The following is a 17,786-nucleotide window of genomic DNA, read 5'->3' on the forward strand; positions in this document are numbered from 1 at the left end:
GGTCGAAGCGGGTTGCGCTTTCCAGTTCTTCGCTTTCGCGTTTCCCTTTCCGGCGGTTCCAACCTTACCAGACTCTTTTTCGTTCCGTTTCCGGTTCGAATTTCAGATTCCGGTGACCGTTGAAGTAGTCTTTGCCTTTCGACTGATTCGACTTTATCAGAAACATTCGGCCGGAAAATCGGCTTCGCGATTCGGAGTAAGGAATCAATGGCTCTGCGGAAATTCAATTTCCGGTGAGAGCGAGACAGATGCTAACTGCTGGGCCCGGACTTGTCCAGTCCGAGGCAACCGTTAAAATCTACCTCCCCACGTCGGCCATGTCAATGGCTTTTCGGGGCGAGGAGGAGACTAGCAGGTCAGCGGGGTCGTACGCACATCAGGCGGCGACCGGCAGCTCGGCGCTCCGTTCAGGTGCATCGATGTCGCCGCCCTCACGGGCTTTCGCCGCTCGGCCGCCCAGGATGTAGACGTAGGCGAGGAAGGCCAGCTCGGCTGCGATGCCGATGGTGATGCGCCCCCAGGTCGGGAGACCGGAGGGGGTGACAAAGCCTTCGATGACGCCGGACACGAACAGGACCAGCGCGAGGCCGATGGCCATGCCGATCGCGGCACGGCCCTGCTGCGCGAGGGCGGATCGCCGGCTCTGCGGACCCGGGTCGATGACCGTCCAGCCCAGGCGCAGGCCGGTACCCGCGGCGACGAAGACTGCGGTGAGTTCGAGCAGGCCGTGCGGGAGGATCAGCCCCAGGAAGGTGTCGAGGCGACCGGCCGAGGACATCAGGCCGATGCCGACCCCGAGGTTGAGCACGTTGATGAACAGGATCCAGATCACCGGGATGCCGAGGAACGCTCCCAGGACCAGGCACATGGCTGCGGCCTGGGCATTGTTCGTCCATACCTGTGCGGCGAACGAGGCAGCCGGGTGGCTGGAGTAGTACGTCTCGTACTCCCCGCCCGGGCTGGTCATGCGGCGGAGGTCGTCCGGAGCCGCGATGGCGGACTGGACTTCCGGATGCGTACCGATCCACCAGCCGATGACCGCCGCCAGCACGGTGGAGAGAACCGCCGTCGGTATCCACCAGTGCCTGGACCGGTAGACAGCGGCGGGGAAGCCCGCGGTGAGAAAGCGGGCGGCATCGCGCCAGGAAGCTCTGCGGGTGCCGGTGACCGTGGCCCGGGCGCGGGCCACGAGCTGGGTGAGGCGCGCCGTGAGCATCGGGTCCGGGGTGCTGGACTGGAGGAGCGAGAGATGGGTGGCCGTGCGCTGGTAGAGCTCGACGAGTTCGTCTGCTTCCGTGCCGGTGAGCCGGCGCCCGCGGTGCAGGAGATGGTCCAGGCGGTCCCACTGGGTGCGGTGGGCGGTCACGAAGACATCGAGATCCATGATCGGCTGCTGCTCCAGGCATGGGTGCGTACGGGTTCGTACTACGGCGGCGCGCTGCGGGTCAGCTTGGCAGACTGAGGCCCCGAGGGGCAGGGATGGTCGGCGAAGGGTGGGGCGGCGATGAGTGAATTGGTGACCGGGGACGCGGTCGTGCTGGGACTGCGGCCGGCGAAACTTCCGAGTCGGGCGCTGGCGCTGGCCATCGATCTGGCCGTGGTGGGAACTGTGTTCGTCCTGGTGTCGATCGGTCTGGCCATCGCGACGGCGACGCTGGACGACGCGGCACTCGCGGCGGTGTCCGTCGCGGCCTTCCTGCTGGTGCTGGTGGGCGGGCCGATCGCGGTGGAGACGCTGAGCCACGGGCGTTCGCTGGGGAAGCTGGCATGCGGGCTGCGGGTGGTCCGGGACGACGGGGGGCCGATCCGGTTCCGGCATGCGCTGGTACGGGGGGCCATGGGCGTCGTCGAGATTCTGATGACGTTCGGGGTCGTCGCGTGCATCGCCTCGCTGGTGTCGGAGCGGGGGCGGCGTCTCGGGGATGTGTTCGCGGGAACGCTCGTCGTTCGGGAGCGGGTGCCCGCGGGGCGGGCGGCTGCCGTGCCGCCTCCGCCGCCATGGCTGGTCGGGCGGTTCGCGGGGCTGGATCTGTCGGCGGTGCCGGACTCGCTGTGGCTCGCCGTACGGCAGTACCTGACCCGTATGCATCAGCTCGATGCTCGGGTGGGCTGGTCGATGGCGGAGCGGCTGGCCGGGGAGCTGGCGGCGCGGACCGGGGTGCCGGTGCCGGAGGGGGTGCCGGCCGGGGCGTATCTGGCGGCGGTGGTGAACGAGCGGCAGGCGCGGGATGCCCGGAAGGTGTTCGCCGCCGCCCGGGACGGGGCTGCTCGCGGTGGTTTCGAGGGGCAGACCGGGCGGCCGGTGAGTGGGGCGGCTGCCGGCTGGGCGCCGGTCGGGGCCGTGCCTTCCACGGGGACTGCCAAGGCGGATGCGCCGGTGCCGGAACCGGGGGCGGAGGACGGGCGGGTGCCGCCTGCCGCCACGGGGTTCGCGCCGCCTGCCTAGAGCGGTGAGGGCGGGGACTCCAGGTCTTCGAGCTCGATGCCCGGGGCCGCGAGGACCACGTCGCCGGCGATGTGAACGGTGTGCTGTTCGCCGGTGTCCAGGGCGCTGACCTGGTATTCGTCCACAGTCAGGGGTCCGTTGTCAGTGGCGTGCGCTTCACTCTTCACCAGGGCCCAGGACTGGTCGACGGTGCGGGGCGCGAGGACCGGGTCGGTGAAGGCGACCAGGCGGACGCGCGTCGCGGGGGAATCGGGGGTGAGACGCAGCAGTCGTGCGGTCGCGACGAGGAACGCGGGGGATGTGCCGGTGAAGGCGTGGGCGCGCACATTGCCTTCGGTGGCATGAGTGCCGGTCGGATCGGTGCGGACCCAGGTGACGCCTTCGAGGGCGGCGCCGCGGACCTGCCAGCTCGCGGCATGGAGTTCGAGGCGGATGGGACGGCCCAGTTCGTCGAGGGTGAGGTCGACGGAGCCGAGGTGGTCGCCGGAGGGGGTGGTGGTCCGGGAGAGGTAGCGCCAGCCGGAGGGTCCGGGTGCGCACTGGAAGTGTTCTTCGCCGAGGGGGGTGTGATCGTGGAGATCGTGGAGCGAATATCGGCCGCGGGGCATGGGGTCCTTCGGGGTTCCTCGGGCTGAGCCGACGCGGTACGGGGCAGGCCCCCGGCACGGGGGTGCGGGGGCCTGCGCTCGTACTGCTGCTGAGACTGTTCCGTCTGTCAGCGGCCGGTCGTCACTGACCGGTGGTGACGAGCGCGGTCAGTGACGGGCGGGATCAGTAGCGGTAGTGGTCGGGCTTGTACGGGCCGTCGACCTCGACACCGATGTACGCGGCCTGCTCCGGGCGGAGCGTCGTGAGCTTCACGCCGAGCGCGTCGAGGTGGAGACGGGCGACCTTCTCGTCCAGGTGCTTGGGCAGCACGTAGACATCGGTCGGGTACTCCTCGGGCTTGGTGAACAGCTCGATCTGGGCCAGGGTCTGGTCCGCGAACGAGTTGGACATGACGAACGAGGGGTGGCCGGTGGCGTTGCCCAGGTTCAGCAGGCGGCCCTCGGACAGCACGATGAGGACCTTGCCGTCGGGGAACGTCCAGGTGTGGACCTGCGGCTTGACCTCGTCCTTGACGATGCCGTCGATCTGCGCCAGGCCGGCCATGTCGATCTCGTTGTCGAAGTGGCCGATGTTCCCGACGATGGCCTGGTGCTTCATCTTGGCCATGTCGGCGGCCATGATGATGTCCTTGTTGCCCGTCGTGGTGACGAAGATGTCGGCCTGGCCCACGACGTCGTCGAGGGTGGCTACCTGGTAGCCGTCCATCGCCGCCTGCAGGGCGCAGATCGGGTCGATCTCCGTGACGATCACGCGGGCACCCTGGCCGCGCAGGGACTCCGCGCAGCCCTTGCCCACGTCGCCGTAACCGCAGACGACGGCGGTCTTGCCGCCGATCAGGACATCGGTGGCGCGGTTGATGCCGTCGATCAGCGAGTGGCGGCAGCCGTACTTGTTGTCGAACTTGGACTTGGTGACGGCGTCGTTGACGTTGATCGCCGGGAAGAGGAGGGTGCCGTCGCGGTGCATCTCGTACAGCCGGTGCACACCGGTCGTGGTCTCTTCGGTGACGCCGCGGATCTCGGACGCCAGCTGGGTCCACTTCTGCGGGGCCTCGCCGAGGGTGCGGTTCAGCAGGGTGAGGATGTGGGCGTACTCCTCGCTGTCCGCGGTCGACGGGTCCGGTGCGGCGCCGGCCTTCTCGAACTCGACGCCCTTGTGGACGAGGAGGGTGGCGTCACCACCGTCGTCGAGGATCATGTTCGGGCCGCCGGTGGGGGTGTTCGGCCAGGTCAGGGCCTGCTCCGTGCACCACCAGTACTCCTCGAGCGTCTCGCCCTTCCACGCGAAGACCGGGACGCCCGCCGGGGCCTCCGGGGTGCCGTTCGGGCCGACGGCGATGGCCGCGGCGGCGTGGTCCTGGGTGGAGAAGATGTTGCAGGAGGCCCAGCGGACCTCGGCGCCCAGGGCGACCAGGGTCTCGATCAGCACGGCCGTCTGCACGGTCATGTGCAGCGAGCCGGTGATGCGGGCGCCGGCCAGCGGCTGCGTTGCGGCGTACTCCTTGCGGATCGACATCAGGCCGGGCATCTCGTGCTCGGCGAGGGTGATCTCCTTGCGGCCGAACACCGCGAGGGAGAGGTCGGCGACCTTGAAGTCCTGTCGATTGGCGACCGTCGTCATAACGGGCTGCTCCTCGTAATGGGTCGAGGTGGGGCACGGATGGCTCTGCGGCGGCGGGCACACGAATGCCCGGGCGCTCGCAGCGCAGTCCGTCGGAGGCCCTCTCTCCCTCGGCCGGTCCGCGCGTACGGACCGATCGACCGCCATCAGCAGCGACGTCTGACACTGCCGTCGAATCTACACCGATCGGCCCAGCCTCTCCCAGCCCGCCTCGGGACGGGACGCGGCCGGGAGGCTGTCGAGCGGTGGTCGAGCGGCGGCCTGGACGACGTACGGGGAGCGGGAGGGAGGACGGATGGAGAGGAGTGTCAGTGGCCGGATTCCGTCGGGGTGTCCGGAGTATCCGGGCTGTCGGCGGGGGTTCCGTCAGGGGCCTTGCCGGGGTTGGTGCCGGCTGCGGCGGCGGCCTCGCTGAAGATGTCCGGTTCCAGGTAGATGACCCGGGCGATCGGGACCGCGGCGCGGATCCGGCTCTCGGCGGCGTTGATGGCGTTGGCGACCTCGGTGGCCGTGTCGTCGTGCTGCACGGCGATCTTGGCGGCGACGAGGAGTTCCTCCGGGCCGAGGTGGAGCGTACGCATGTGGATGATGCCGGTGACCGTGTCGCCGTCGACGACCGCGGCCTTGATCTTCTCGACCTGGTCGGCGCCGGCCGCCTCGCCGAGCAGGAGGGACTTCGTCTCGGCGGCGAGCACCATCGCGATGACGATCAGCAGGACACCGATGCAGAGGGTGCCGATGCCGTCCCAGACGCCGTTGCCGGTCGCGAGGGCCAGGCCGACGCCCCCGAGGGCGAGCACCAGACCGATCAGCGCGCCGAAGTCCTCCAGGAGGACGACGGGGAGTTCGGGTGCCTTCGCGCGGCGGATGAACTCCTTCCAGGAGAGCGAACCGCGGGTCTCGTTGGACTCCTTGATGGCGGTACGGAAGGAGAAGCCCTCGGCGATGATCGCGAAGACCAGCACCCCGACCGGCCAGTACCAGGCCTCGATCTCGTGCGGGTGCTTGATCTTCTCGTAGCCCTCGTACACGGCGAACATGCCACCGACCGAGAAGAGCACGATGGAGACGAGGAAGGCGTAGATGTAGCGCTCACGGCCGTAGCCGAAGGGGTGCTGGGGGGTGGCCTCGCGCTGGGCCTTCTTGCCGCCGAGCAGCAGCAGGCCCTGGTTGCCCGAGTCGGCGACCGAGTGGACGCTCTCCGCGAGCATCGACGACGAGCCACTGAACAGGAACGCCACGAATTTGGCCACTGCGATCGCGAGGTTGGCGCCGAGTGCCGCCACGATCGCCTTGGTTCCGCCTGACGCACTCATGGGTGCCTGGTGTCCCTTCTTCGATGCCGCGGCCCTGGCGCCGCGGTACGGCCGGACATTGTTGCAGTCGCTGAGGCGGACGGTACGTCAGGCCACCACTGTGGCGCGGAACAGGGTTCCCGTACCGGACACTTCGACCTTTTCGCCGGAGGGTACGAACACGGAGATTCCGGGTGCGAGATCGATTTCGCCCGCCCTCGGGGCTCCCCCGGTGCAGAGCAGGATCTGCGGGGTGTCCCTGGTCAGGTCGACGGGGGCGGCTCCGGGCGAGAGGTCGAAGCGCGAGAGCCGGAATTCGTCCACGGGCGTCTCGTACAACTCCTCCCCGGACGGCGAGGCCTCGGGGCGCAGGATGCCGGGCTCGGTCGCCTCGAAGCGGACGATGCGCAGCAGATCTGGGACGTCGATGTGCTTGGGCGTGAGTCCGCAGCGCAGCACGTTGTCCGAGTTGGCCATGATCTCGACGCCGAGGCCGTCGAGGTACGCGTGCGGGACGCCCGCTCCGAGGAACAGTGCCTCGCCGGGCTGGAGTTCCACGTAGTTCAGCAGCATCGCCGCGATGACACCGGGGTCGCCGGGGAAGTGGTGGGCGATCCGGGCGTACGGGGCGTGGGCTCCGCCGAGGCGTTCGGCGGCGGCCGCGGCCAGGTGCACCGTTTCGGCCATCTCCGCGGGGTCGGCGCCGAGGATCGCGGTGAGGACCTCGCGCAGGGCGGCCTCTTCGGGGTGGGCGCCGAGCAGGTCGACGTACGGCTTGAGGGGGTCGACGCCGAGTGCCGCCATCGCCTCGGCCGCCTCGGTGGGCGGGCGGAAACCGCACAGTCCGGCGAAGGGGGTGAGCGCGCAGATCAGCTCGGGCTTGTGATTGGCGTCCTTGTACGTGCGGTGGGGTGCGTCGATGGGGACGGACCGGCGCTCCTCGTCCTCGTACCCCCTCTTGGCCTGGGCGAGGTCGGGGTGGACCTGAAGGGAGAGCGGGGCGCCCGCGGCGAGCAGTTTGAGGAGGAAGGGGAGGCGGGGGCCGAACTTCTCGACGGTGGCCCGGCCGAGTTCGCGCTCGGGATCGGCGGCGATGACCTCGGTGAGGGGCTGTTCGGGGCCGGCCTCTCCGGCGGCGGTTGTGCGGGTGAGGAGCGAGGGGGCGCCGGGGTGGGCGCCCATCCACATCTCGGCCTGGGGCTCGCCGGTGGGGGCGACGCCGAGCAGTTCGGGTATGGCGGTGGTGGAGCCCCAGGCGTAAGGGCGCACGGTGTTGGAGAGCCGGTCCATGGTGTTCGTCCTTGTGAGATGCGTGGATCGGGGGTGCTGTGCTCTGTGCTCTGTGCTTGGGAAGTAGGGGGGTTCTGTGCTCTGTGCTCGGGAAGTGGGGGCGCTCTTGGTTGGGTTTGCACCGGGTGGGAGCGCTTGTTGGGGTGCGATGGGTGCGGTCGGCCGGGGCTTGGGGGTCAGGCGCCGGATGCGGAGGCGAGGGCCAGGTAGACGGCGGCGAAGTCGGTGACCGCGAGCAGTTCGGCGAGGGCTTCGAGCTCGGTGCCCTCGCCGGGTTCGAGCTCGCTGATCGCGGTGTCATGGCCGAGGGCCAGTTCGCGGGCGGCTGGGGCCGCGCTCAGGCCTCCGGTGGGGCGGTCGCGGAGCAGTACGACGCGGGCGTGCAGCGGCTCCGGCTCGTCGACGCGGTCGCGGAAGAAGTCGTCGGGGTCGGCCCCGGCGGCGAAGGTGCCCGCCAGCAGCGTGCCGTGGGCGGGAAGTGCCTCGGGCAGTTCGGCGGCGAGGGCCGGGCGGCCGGACAGTTCGGCCAGGACGGCGGCGAACCTGCGGCCGACCGGGGCGGCCGAGTCGCCCTCGGTCCAGATGAGGGGCAGGCTCTCGGCGAGTTCGGCCGCCAGGGTCTTGGCGGGGTTGCTGTACGTGGCGATGGCCGGGCCGCAGCGTTCCGCGGTGCGGTCCAGGCGGTCGGCGACACTCTGCAGCGCCTCGGCGGACGCGGTGAGCAGGCCGACCCGGTCCAGCAGTGCGAGCAGCGGGGTGAACAGGGCCCAGAGCGTGCCGGGGCCCGCGGCCGAGGTCTCGGCGTCGTACTCGCCGTGCGGGGCGGAGGCCATCGGTACGACGAGGCCGTGCGCCCCGTCGATCGCCTCGCGCAGCGGTGACTGGCGTGGGGCGACGGCGACGACGCTGCAGCCTCGGCGGTACGCCTGTTCGGCGAGGAGGGAGAGACCCGGCTCGGAGCCGTCGGCCGTGACGATCAGCAGCAGGTCCACGGAGCCGGCCCAGCCGGGCAGCGTCCAGCGCATCGCGCCCGGGGCGGGGGCGACGCCGGTGGGGTGGATGCGGGTGACGGGCGCGGAGGCGCCTGCCAGGGCGGTGATCAGGTCGGCGACACCGGACGCGGCGGTACCGGAGCCGGCGACCAGTACGGCACGGGGGCGGCCCTCCGGGTTCAGCTCGTCGATCCCCGCCTCGGCGGCGTGCCGGGCGGCGGTGCGGACCCGGGCCCCGGCCTCGGCGGCACCGCGGAGCAGGCCGCGGCGGTCGGCCCGGGCCAGGGCCTCCGGGGCGTCGAGCAGCGACTCGTCGAGCATGGGGACGGTCCTCCGATCACATGCTGGTCACCGTGCGGGGTGCGGGGCGGGGCCCTCGCGGGACCCGGCGCCGTTACGCGGGGCGGCGGGCCTCGTCGACGAGGAGGACGGGGATGCCGTCCCGTACCGGGTAGGCCAGGCCGCAGTCCTGGCCGGTGCAGATCAGCTCGGGGCTGTCGGCCGCCGACCGGTCGTCGAGCGGGGAGTGGCAGGCCGGGCAGGCGAGGATCTCCAGGAGGCCGGCTTCGAGCGGCATGGGGTGGGTCCCTTCGGGCAGCGGATCAGGCGACGTCAGCCTACCGCTGGGTGCGGAGGGGTGCGGGGCGGGCCGGGGGCGACGGGTGGGGACGGTACGGGACGGTGCGGGGCCCGACAGGTGGGGACGGGTGGGGACCGGTACGGGACAGCGCGGGGCCCGACAGGTGGGGACGGCACGGGACCGGCCGCAGGCCCGACGGGTGGGGACCGGTACGGGGCCGTGCGTGGGCCCGGTGGGTGGGGACGGTGCCGGACGGTGCGGGGGCCAGCAAGTCGGGGCGGCGCGGGGCCGTGCGGGCCCGACGGGTGGGGACGGCACGGGGCAGGCAGTGCGGGGCGGTGGGGGTGGGGGTGCGGGCAGTGTGGTGCGGGACGGTACGGGGCCCGGCAGGTGGGAACGGCGCGGGACGGGCCGGGGGCCCGACAGGTGGGGACCGGTACGGGGCCGTGCGTGGGCCCGGTGGGTGAGGACGGCACGGGGCAGGCAGTGCGGTGCGGGGCCGTGGGGGTCCGGGCAGTGTGGTGCGGGACGGTACGGGGCCCGGCGGGTGGGGACGGCGCGGGACGGTACGGGGCCGCGCGGCGGCCCGGCGGGTGGGGGCGGCGCCGGGCGCGTACAGGGCAGGTAGTGCGGGGCGGCGGGAGGGCTGTGCGGGACGGTGGGTGGTGCGCTGCGGTGGGCTTGTCCCCTGCCCGCCCCTTCCCGTAACCGGAGGCACCGCCCCCGGACCCCCGCTCCCCAAGCGCCGGAGGGGCCGGAAGGCCCGGATCAGTCGCCAGAAGGGCCGGGGGCGCCCGGGGAATCCTGGGTTCGGACCAGGGCCAGGACCTCGTCCCGTACCGCCCTCATCGTCCGTTCGTCGCGGGCCTCCACGTTCAGGCGCAGCAGGGGCTCCGTGTTGGAGGCGCGGAGGTTGAACCACCAGTCCGGGGACGTGACCGTCAGGCCGTCCAGGTCGTCGGTCGTGACGCCGTCGCGGGGTGCGAAGGCGGCGCGTACCGCTGCCGTGCGGCCCGGCTGGTCGGCGACCGTGGAGTTGATCTCGCCGGAGCCGGCGTAGCGGTCGTAGCGGGCGACCAGTTCGGACAGGGGGCCCGGCTGGCCGCCCAGCGCGGCGAGGACATGGAGCGCGGCGAGCATGCCCGTGTCGGCGTTCCAGAAGTCGCGGAAGTAGTAGTGCGCGGAGTGTTCGCCGCCGAAGATCGCGCCGTGCTCGGCCATCTCGGCCTTGATGAAGGAGTGGCCCACGCGGGTACGGACCGGGGTGCCGCCGTTCTCGCGGACGACCTCGGGGACCGAGAGCGAGGTGATCAGGTTGTGGATGACGATGCCCTTGCCGCCGTTGCGGGCGAGCTCCCGGGCCGCGACCAGGGCGGTGATCGCCGACGGCGAGATGCCCTCGCCCCGCTCGTCGACGACGAAGCAGCGGTCCGCGTCGCCGTCGAAGGCGAGGCCGAGGTCGGCGCCCTCGGCCAGGACCCGGGCCTGGAGGTCGACGAGGTTCTTCGGGTCGAGGGGGTTGGCCTCGTGGTTGGGGAAGGTGCCATCGAGTTCGAAGTACATCGGTACGAGGTCGACGGGCAGGTCCGCGAAGACGGTGGGGACGGTGTGGCCGCCCATGCCGTTGCCCGCGTCGACGACGACCTTCAGCGGCCGGACGGACGTCAGGTCGACCAGGGACAGCAGGTGGGCCGCGTAGTCGGCGAGCGTGTCGCGCTCGGTGACGGTGCCGGGGGCGGCGACCGGCTGCGGGGCACCCGCCTCGGACCACTTCTCGACCAGGGCGCGGATCTCCAGCAGCCCGGTGTCCTGGCCCACGGGTGCGGCGCCCGCCCGGCAGAGCTTGATGCCGTTGTACTGCGCCGGGTTGTGCGAGGCGGTGAACATCGCGCCGGGGAGGCCCAGGCTGCCCGAGGCGAAGTACAGCTGGTCGGTCGAGCAGAGGCCGATGAGGGTGACGTCCGCCCCGCGCCCCGCGGCTCCCCGTGCGAAGGCTCCCGAGAGGCCGGGCGACGAGGGCCGCATGTCGTGGCCGATCACGATCGCGTCCGCGCCCGTCACCTCGACGAACGCCGCCCCGAACTGCTCGGCCAGGGCCTCGTCCCACTGATCGGGCACCACTCCGCGCACGTCGTACGCCTTCACGATCTGCGACAGATCAGCAGCCACGGGCCGGTCCTCCTGAGAATTCTGCGGACCGCCCAAACTACCCGGAGGGTTCGCGGGCCCGGCTCAGGAGTCCGGGGAGCGCAGCACTCGCAGATGGCCGCGGCGCGCGACCTCCATCGGATCGGCGGCGTGCGGGCCGCCGCCCCTCCCGTCGCCGCCACGGTCCTGCGGCCGCGCCGCTTCCCGTACGGCATTGGCGAGCGCTTCGAGGTCGTCGCCACTGGGGCGGGTGGGCACGGAGGGATCGGAGAGCCGGACGACTTCCCAGCCGCGTGGTGCCGTCAGCCGCTCACTGTGCTCGGCGCAGAGGTCGTAGCAGTGGGGCTCGGCGTAGGTGGCGAGCGGGCCGAGGACCGCAGTCGAGTCGGCATAGACGTACGTCAGTGTCGCGACGGCAGGGCGGCCGCACGCGGTGCGCGAACAGCGACGTACAGGGCTCACGATGTTGGACGGTACCGCACTCTTGAGCGGGCTGCGACGACTCTCCCTCAGGTCACCCCACCGTGTCGCCCTGTGAACTCCCGCACAAGCGCCTTCCGGACAGTCGTTCTGACCTGCGCGGGAACGGAGAAGTACCGGCACAGCCGACAATGATTCCGGTCACCGATCGGCACAAAATCTGTCATACGACAAGGGATCGGCGGTCAGGGGCAGGCCTGAAACGGGCCCCCGATTGGCCGGATTGTTCGGGATTGGACAGGCGGAGTGCTCTGTCCCTGGTATGCCGGTGCGCTGCCGCCGAAACGGCGATGACCTGTCAGGGAGCGGCGTTCCCCTTGTGCCTCGGAGAGTTACGCTGCGTCAGTGATGGACAGTCCCGTACCGCCGCAGCCGTCCGAGCCGCGCCCGCGCCGTCGTGACCGCCACGGCCGCGGCATGCGCGGGCCCGTCGCCCCGCCCCAGGTGCCGCTCTCGGTCAGCAGGGCGGAGAACTTCCGCGATCTCGTGCAGGACTCGGTGGAACGGCTGGAGCGGCGCTGGCCGCAGCTGACCGATGTCGACTTCATGGTGCTCGACGTGCCGGGCACGCAGGAGGAGACCGTGCCGCTGGGGCGTGCGGTCTCCGCGGAGAAGGGCCGGCCCGCGCAGATCGTGATCTACCGGCGGCCCGTCGAGATCCGTACCAAGAACCGCGACGAGCGCGCGCTGCTGGTGCACGAGGTCGTGGTGGAGCAGGTCGCGGAGCTGCTCGGGCTCGCGCCGGAGTCGGTGGATCCGCGGTACGGGCAGGAGTAGCGGGCCTCCCGCGGTCCCGCCCGTACCGGCTTCCTCAGTCGTCGAGGACCGACAGGTCCTGCTCGGCGGTGGGCACCTCGACCGTGCCGCGGTCGTCGGGCAGGGTCTGCACGGTGAACATCTGGATGCCGTTCTGCGTGAGGGTGAGCGTGCGCGCGGCGTGGACCGGGCCGCCCGACTCCGTCTCGACCGTCAGGGCGTAGCCGCCCTTGAGGCCGGACGGTACGGGCGGGGTGACCGCCAGCGTCGTACCGCCCTTGACCGTGTACTTCTTGACGGTCTGTTCGCCGCCCCCGCTGCCCGCCGACGCGGTGACCTTCACGGTGGCGGTGGCGCCCGGTGCGGTGAGCGAGAGGACCGAGCCCTTGTCCCGGTTGTCGGCCACGGTCGCCCGCGCGCCCACCGGGCCGGTCGCCGGGATGTAGCCGACCTCCCGCTTGTCGCCGGTGCCGCGGACCACGCGCAGTGCGGCGACCACCGGGGTGTTCTTCTTCCCCCCGGCCGGGGTCAGCAGCAGGGAGCCGGCCTCGCCCTTGGTGATGTCCTTCAGGTCGACGCCCGCGGTCATCCGGGACTTGACGTGGAGACTCTCGTTGCCGACCGGGGAGATGGCGCCGGTCTTGCCGATCAGTTTCACCGTCAGATCGGCGTCGCCGTCGCCCGTCGCGAAGGCCACGAGACGGACCGAGGTGGCGTCCGCGGGGATGCCGGGGAGCACCAGGGTGTCCGTCGGGCCGGTGGAGGCGGCCAGCCAGTCGCTGCCGGTCTCGTCGTCCGCGGTCCTGACGACCGCGCCGACGCGTCCGGTACGGGTGGTGACGTGGACGGTCACGTCCTCGGCGACCTCGCTCGTCAGCGTGGAGATCAGCACCGGCACGCTGGAGTGGGCGGGCACCGTGATGCCCTCGCCGACATCGGACTTGAGGGAGCCGTCCGGACCGTACAGCTCGATGTCGGCGACGGCCGCGGTGTCGTCCGGGTTGGTCAGGTGGACGTAGTCCTCGCGGGTCTTCGCGGTGCTCGCGGCCGGGAACCAGAAGTCCGTGTCGGGCCCGGTGCAGCTGAGGCCGAGCATGCCGCGGCCGCCGCCCGCCTCGACCGTGGTGGTCTGCTGGGCGGTCCAGCCGGAGGCCAGGCGGCCGGTGGCGGTGCCGACCAGCGCGGGGGCGTCGGCGCCCGATGCCTCGGCGGTGGCCGGTCTGCCGGGTTCCTTGAGTGCGACGACCGGCTTCCCGGGGCCTGCCTTCTTCTTGTCCTTCTCGTCCTTCTCGTCCTTCTCGTCCTTCTTCTCGTCCTTCTTGGTGCCGTCGGACGTGGTGGCGGTGGACATCAGCAGTTCGGCCGTGCCGGCCTCGCCGCCGCTGCCGCCCGCCGGGGTGAAGGAGGTGTACGTCGTCTCGGCCAGGTCCGAGAGACCGGGGGCCGGGCAGAGCAGGCTGGACCGTTCCACCGGCAGCCGCGCGGCGGTCTTCGCCGGTGCGGTGCCCCCGTCTCCGGGCGCGGTGAGCGCGGCGAATCCGGTGACGGCGGCGAGGGCGACGGTGCCCGCGATGAGGGACAGGCTGGTGGACTTCACTCGGACTCGCCTCGCGATGCGTTACCGGTCGGCCACGGGTTCTGGCCCGGGGCGGGGTTCTCGTCGGGGTTCTGCGGGTCGTACTGGCCCTGCGGGTCGTACTGGCCCTGCGGTGCGACCTGCCCGCCGTAGGGCGCCTGGGGGTCGTACGGGGCCTGGGCCTGCGGGTCGTACTGCTGCTGGGCGGCGTAGCCGTACGGGTCGTAGGTGTTCTGCTGGTACGGGTCGGCGGCCAGGTGGTTCTGCTGGGTGCCGTACTGGCCGTCCTGCTGCGGGGCGTACTGGCCGTCCCCGTACTGCTCGCCCTGGTACTGCTGGTAGCCGGCGTCCTGGTACTGCTGCGCGTCCCATTCGCCGTACTGCTGCTGGGGCACCGCCGCGTACTGGCCGGTGTCGGCCTGCTGGGCGAAGGCGTCCTCGTCGCCGGTCCGCTGGGCGAAGGCGTCCTCGTCGTCGCTTCCGTGCGGGTGCGGCCCGGCGGTCTGTTCGGCGGGGGTGTACTCCCCCGTCTGCTGGGCCGGGATGTACTGCCCCGTCTCCCCGGCCGGTTCGGCCTCCGCCTCCGCCTCCGCCTCCGCTTCCGCCTGGGCGGCGGCGCGCAGCCTGCGGGCCCGGCGTCCCTCGCCGGCGACCGGCTCCGCGGGGACCGTCCCGGCCTCCTCGGGCAGGTCGTCGTCGATCTCCCGGCGGCGGCCGGGCAGGGCGAGGACCAGCAGGACGACGGCCAGCGCGGACTGGGCCCAGATCCAGGCGGTGTGGGTGAACGGGGTGTCGTACGTGAGGTCCAGCGTGCCGCCCTCGGCGGGGAGCTCGAAGCCCTGGGCCCAGCCGTCGACGGTCTTCGGGGTCAGCGCGCGGCCGTCGAGCGTGGCCTGCCAGCCGGGGTCGGCGGCGTCCGCGATCCGCAGCACGCGGCCGGGGCCGCCCGCCGGGACCTTGGTGTGCGCCTCGACGGGCCGCGAGCCGACGGGCAGCGGTTCCCCGTCGGCGCCGGACGGAATGATCATGACCCGGGCGACCTGGCGGTCGACCCGCCACAGCGCGCTGCCGTCCAGCTGGCTCAGCCGGCTGAGCCCCGGGGTCGCGTCCAGGACCCGGCTCATCGCCTTCGGAGCGCCGTCGCGGACCAGTACGTAACGGATCGCGAAGCCGCTGAGCTGTCGGCCCTGGTCGGCTCCGGAGCCCGCGACCAGGTTGGCCACGACCTTGTCCAGGTGGCTGTTGCTGCCGCCCGCCTCGGCCAGTTCGGCGTCACCGAGCCGCGCGCCGGAGCCGCGTACCAGGGTGTACGAGACGGTGGCGGGCGAGGTGCCGCCGAGGACGAGGGTGCGCGGCTGGTCGCGGGTGGTGCTCTCCTCGGCGACGAACGCGGGCACCTGCACCGGGTCGCGCCGCTCCAGCGGACCCGCCGCGCCACCGATCATCCAGCCCACGGCGGCCAGCGCCGGGGCGAGCCCCGCGGCGAGGGCGATGAGTGCGGCGACGGGCTGCCGCCAGCCGAAGCTGAGCTCGGCGACGCGGATCCGGGCGCCGTCCGCGCCGACCAGCGCGGCGGCGATCAGCGCGATGCCGTAGACGAGAGTGGCCGGACCGGCCCAGCCCGAGCCGTTGGCCAGTGCGGCGAAGACCAGCGCCACGAGCGCGACCGCCCACGCGGTGCGCACCGCGAACTGCCGTTCCCCGCGCAGCAGCGCGGCCAGCGCGGCGAGCACGATGCCGAGCAGCAGCACGCTGCCCGCGGCCTTCGGGCCGCCGGGGCTGATGCCGAGCAGGTCGAGCGCGGAGGCCGTGCCCGTACCGATGTCGAGGCCCGCCTCCTTCAGGAAGGCGGACGGACCGGTGAGGAGCGAGAGCGACCAGGGCGCGAGCACGAGCAGCGGCGTGCCGATCGCGGCGAGGAAGCGGAGCCCGTACGCGGTGATGTCGTCGCGGCGCAGTACGAGCACGCCGATGCCGAGGGCCACCGCGAGCGGCCAGACGATCGGCGTGAACGCCATCACGAAGGTGAGGAGCAGGGCGTACGCCCAGGTGGCGGGCCAGCTGCCGCGGGCGTCACCGCCGGCCCGCATGCCGTGCGCGGAGACGGCCGCGCGGGCGATCAGCGGGAGCAGGACGGCCAGTACGGCGGTGCCGAGACGGCCGGTCGCCAGGGCGCCGGTCGCGGCGGGCAGGAAGGCGTACGCGACGCTCGCCCAGGCCCGCAGCAGCCTCGATTCGAGCAGCGGCCGGGAGGCGAAGTACGCGGTGAGTCCGGCGAGCGGCACGGAGCAGACCAGCAGCAGGGTGAGCGCGAAGCCGGTCGAGCCGAGGAACAGCGCCGACAGGGCGGAGAGCACGGCGAGGTAGGGCGGCGCGGTCTGCGTGCCGCCGGTGCCGACCGTGTGCCAGCCGTCCGCGTACTGGTCCCACAGGGCGGAGACGTCGCCGGGGGCGGGCAGCAGTGCGCCGCCGGTCAGCGCACCGCCGCCGAGGAGGCCGCGGCAGGCGACGAGCGAGACGAGGAGCAGGACGGCGAAGAGCACCGGGCCCGGCTTGCGCCCGATCCGCTTGAGCCGAGCGAACTGCTCGATCTCCAGGAAGTCGGCGTCGTCGCCGCCGGGGCCGGACTCCACGGCGCCGTGCCGGGAGCCGCCCGAGTCGGCGTCGGAGCCGCCGCCGAAGTTTCCGGCGACCTGGTCCACGGTGGCGCGGACGGTGGCACCGGGCGGCGGGAAGAGGCCGCGCAACTCGGTCTGGTCGACGGCGCCCTTGCCGCGGCTGCGCCGGGCCGCGAGGATCCGTCCGGGGCGCAGCAGGGTGCCGAAGAGCCCGGCGACCTCGTCGACAGCCTGGCCGGGCACCTTGCCGACGAGATAGGCGAGGGTACGCAGCAGGGTGCCGACGACGAGCCTGAGCAGCACCCAGGGCAGCACCTTGGCGCGGGCGTTGACCAGCATCGTGTAGACGGCGCCGGCCTTGTCGACGCGGTGCGGGGAGGCGACCGAGCGGCCCGCGCAGTCGATCGGGCGGCGCTCGCGGGCCGAGGCCTCGGCGTGCCTGAGGACGGCGTCGGGGGCGACGAGCACCCGGTGTCCCGCGACGTGCGCGCGCCAGCACAGGTCGACGTCGTCACGCATCAGGGGCAGCCTGCGGTCGAACCCGCCGAGCTCCTCCCAGACATCACGGCGGATCAGCATGCCCGCGGTGGAGACGGAGAGCACGGTACGGACCTGGTCGTGCTGGCCCTGGTCCTGCTCGCGGCGGTCGAGTCCGGTCCAGCGGCGTCCGCTGTTGGCGATGGAGACACCGACCTCCAGCAGCTGCTTGCGGTCGTACCAGCCACGGAGCTTGGGGCCGACGATCACGGCGTGCGGGTCGGTGTCGACGACGCGCAGCAGCTCGGCGAGCGCGTCGGGCTCGGGGGCGCAGTCGTCGTGGAGCAGCCAGAGCCACTGCACCGGTTCGCCGTGCGGCAGTTCGGGCAGGTCGTAGGCGTCGTCGCGCCAGGTCCTGCTGGCGGGGTCCCAGCTGCTGGGGCGCTTCAGGTACGGCAGGTCCTCGGGGGTGAGGACGCCGGCCGTGCGGGTCGCCTCGTCGACGGCGGTGCCGAAGCTCGTACGGCGCGCGAGGTGCAGGACCCGTTCGGCGCCGAGCGCCTCGGTGACCAGCTGCGCGGAGTCGTCGGCGCTGCCGGTGTCGGCGGCGACGACGTTCTGTACGGGGCGTTCCTGCCCGAGCAGTCCGGCGAGCGCGTCGGGCAGCCAGCGTGCGCCGTCGTGGGAGACGAGCACGGCGGTGACGACATGCCGGGGGAACTCGGGGGCGGTGGCGGCCGCGTACGGCGCCGCCGATTGGCTGTGCACGGACATCGAGGTACGGGCCCTCCGGCCGGGTCCGGGGGGCGTCACCCCGGGGGCTGCATCGGTGTACGCGCGCGCCCCGTCGGGGCGTTGGCGCGTCTCGGACGGGGCCCCACACTAACGGTACGGACAAC

Annotated in this window: 13 protein-coding genes; 2 read left to right on the plus strand and 11 right to left on the minus strand. The window is 72.3% G+C overall.

All coding sequences use genetic code 11. The features are described 5' to 3' along the window. Nucleotides 1–376: 376 nt before the first annotated feature. Nucleotides 377–1,384 carry a stage II sporulation protein M gene (locus AB0D53_RS22260; protein WP_362449206.1) on the minus strand — a complete coding sequence of 336 codons (1,008 nt, stop codon included), beginning with the start codon at nucleotides 1,382–1,384 and terminating at the stop codon, nucleotides 377–379. A gap of 120 nt (nucleotides 1,385–1,504) precedes the next feature. On the opposite strand from AB0D53_RS22260, the gene AB0D53_RS22265 reads away from it, so the two are divergent. Then, nucleotides 1,505–2,446, plus strand: a complete 942-nt coding sequence (locus tag AB0D53_RS22265) for an RDD family protein (RefSeq protein WP_362449208.1) — start codon at nucleotides 1,505–1,507, stop codon at nucleotides 2,444–2,446. On the opposite strand, the gene AB0D53_RS22270 is transcribed toward AB0D53_RS22265, so the two are convergent. The 8 genes from AB0D53_RS22270 to AB0D53_RS22305 all read right to left on the minus strand — a co-directional run bounded on the left by AB0D53_RS22270 (nucleotide 2,443) and on the right by AB0D53_RS22305 (nucleotide 11,442). Beyond that, on the minus strand, nucleotides 2,443–3,054 hold the full coding sequence (locus AB0D53_RS22270) for a hypothetical protein (RefSeq protein WP_362449210.1): 612 nt from the start codon (nucleotides 3,052–3,054) through the stop codon (nucleotides 2,443–2,445). The genes AB0D53_RS22265 and AB0D53_RS22270 overlap by 4 nt on opposite strands. 163 nt (nucleotides 3,055–3,217) lie before the next feature. After that, complete coding sequence (gene ahcY, locus AB0D53_RS22275; RefSeq protein WP_362449212.1) at nucleotides 3,218–4,675, minus strand: adenosylhomocysteinase; 1,458 nt, start codon at nucleotides 4,673–4,675, stop codon at nucleotides 3,218–3,220. A 308-nt stretch (nucleotides 4,676–4,983) separates the two neighbouring features. Continuing rightward, the gene (locus AB0D53_RS22280; RefSeq protein WP_362449214.1) at nucleotides 4,984–5,991 is read right to left on the minus strand and encodes a cation diffusion facilitator family transporter; all 1,008 of its coding nucleotides are present in this window, start codon (nucleotides 5,989–5,991) and stop codon (nucleotides 4,984–4,986) included. A gap of 87 nt (nucleotides 5,992–6,078) precedes the next feature. After that, nucleotides 6,079–7,260: a mannose-6-phosphate isomerase, class I gene (gene manA / locus AB0D53_RS22285; RefSeq protein WP_362449216.1), complete on the minus strand. Its 1,182-nt coding sequence runs from the start codon at nucleotides 7,258–7,260 to the stop codon at nucleotides 6,079–6,081. Nucleotides 7,261–7,436: 176 nt separating this feature from the next. Continuing rightward, entirely contained in the window at nucleotides 7,437–8,573 is a 1,137-nt protein-coding gene (locus AB0D53_RS22290) for an SIS domain-containing protein (protein ID WP_362449218.1), read from the minus strand. A 73-nt stretch (nucleotides 8,574–8,646) separates the two neighbouring features. Continuing rightward, a complete protein-coding gene (locus AB0D53_RS22295) occupies nucleotides 8,647–8,829 on the minus strand; it encodes a Trm112 family protein (protein WP_072488362.1) in 183 nt (60 codons plus the stop codon). 771 nt (nucleotides 8,830–9,600) lie between these two features. After that, a complete protein-coding gene (locus tag AB0D53_RS22300; protein ID WP_362449220.1) occupies nucleotides 9,601–11,001 on the minus strand; it encodes a phosphomannomutase/phosphoglucomutase in 1,401 nt (466 codons plus the stop codon). A gap of 63 nt (nucleotides 11,002–11,064) precedes the next feature. After that, a complete protein-coding gene (locus AB0D53_RS22305) occupies nucleotides 11,065–11,442 on the minus strand; it encodes a DUF3499 domain-containing protein (RefSeq protein WP_362449222.1) in 378 nt (125 codons plus the stop codon). Nucleotides 11,443–11,808: 366 nt separating this feature from the next. Between AB0D53_RS22305 and AB0D53_RS22310 the strand changes: the two genes are divergently transcribed. Beyond that, nucleotides 11,809–12,237 carry a metallopeptidase family protein gene (locus AB0D53_RS22310; protein WP_329815301.1) on the plus strand — a complete coding sequence of 143 codons (429 nt, stop codon included), beginning with the start codon at nucleotides 11,809–11,811 and terminating at the stop codon, nucleotides 12,235–12,237. Nucleotides 12,238–12,271: 34 nt separating this feature from the next. Here the strand turns inward: AB0D53_RS22310 and AB0D53_RS22315 are convergent, their stop codons facing one another. After that, nucleotides 12,272–13,813, minus strand: coding sequence for a DUF5719 family protein (locus AB0D53_RS22315; protein WP_362449224.1), 1,542 nt, complete (start codon nucleotides 13,811–13,813; stop codon nucleotides 12,272–12,274). Next, nucleotides 13,810–17,661, minus strand: coding sequence for a glycosyltransferase (locus AB0D53_RS22320; protein ID WP_362449226.1), 3,852 nt, complete (start codon nucleotides 17,659–17,661; stop codon nucleotides 13,810–13,812). The genes AB0D53_RS22315 and AB0D53_RS22320 overlap by 4 nt, the downstream gene beginning before the upstream one ends. Nucleotides 17,662–17,786 lie beyond the last annotated feature (125 nt).

Source organism: Streptomyces sp. NPDC048295 (genome assembly GCF_040652135.1).
Taxonomy (GTDB): Bacteria; Actinomycetota; Actinomycetes; order Streptomycetales; family Streptomycetaceae; genus Streptomyces.

Bases quoted from the DNA above. Each gene is read 5' to 3' on its own strand.
- AB0D53_RS22265 (WP_362449208.1), top strand. From the start codon at position 1,505: ATGAGTGAATTGGTGACCGGGGACGCGGTCGTGCTGGGACTGCGGCCG.
- AB0D53_RS22280 (WP_362449214.1), bottom strand. From the start codon at position 5,991: ATGAGTGCGTCAGGCGGAACCAAGGCGATCGTGGCGGCACTCGGCGCC.
- AB0D53_RS22295 (WP_072488362.1), bottom strand. From the start codon at position 8,829: ATGCCGCTCGAAGCCGGCCTCCTGGAGATCCTCGCCTGCCCGGCCTGC.
- AB0D53_RS22270 (WP_362449210.1), bottom strand. From the start codon at position 3,054: ATGCCCCGCGGCCGATATTCGCTCCACGATCTCCACGATCACACCCCC.
- AB0D53_RS22260 (WP_362449206.1), bottom strand. From the start codon at position 1,384: ATGGATCTCGATGTCTTCGTGACCGCCCACCGCACCCAGTGGGACCGC.
- manA (WP_362449216.1), bottom strand. From the start codon at position 7,260: ATGGACCGGCTCTCCAACACCGTGCGCCCTTACGCCTGGGGCTCCACC.
- AB0D53_RS22290 (WP_362449218.1), bottom strand. From the start codon at position 8,573: ATGCTCGACGAGTCGCTGCTCGACGCCCCGGAGGCCCTGGCCCGGGCC.
- AB0D53_RS22320 (WP_362449226.1), bottom strand. From the start codon at position 17,661: ATGTCCGTGCACAGCCAATCGGCGGCGCCGTACGCGGCCGCCACCGCC.
- AB0D53_RS22310 (WP_329815301.1), top strand. From the start codon at position 11,809: ATGGACAGTCCCGTACCGCCGCAGCCGTCCGAGCCGCGCCCGCGCCGT.
- ahcY (WP_362449212.1), bottom strand. From the start codon at position 4,675: ATGACGACGGTCGCCAATCGACAGGACTTCAAGGTCGCCGACCTCTCC.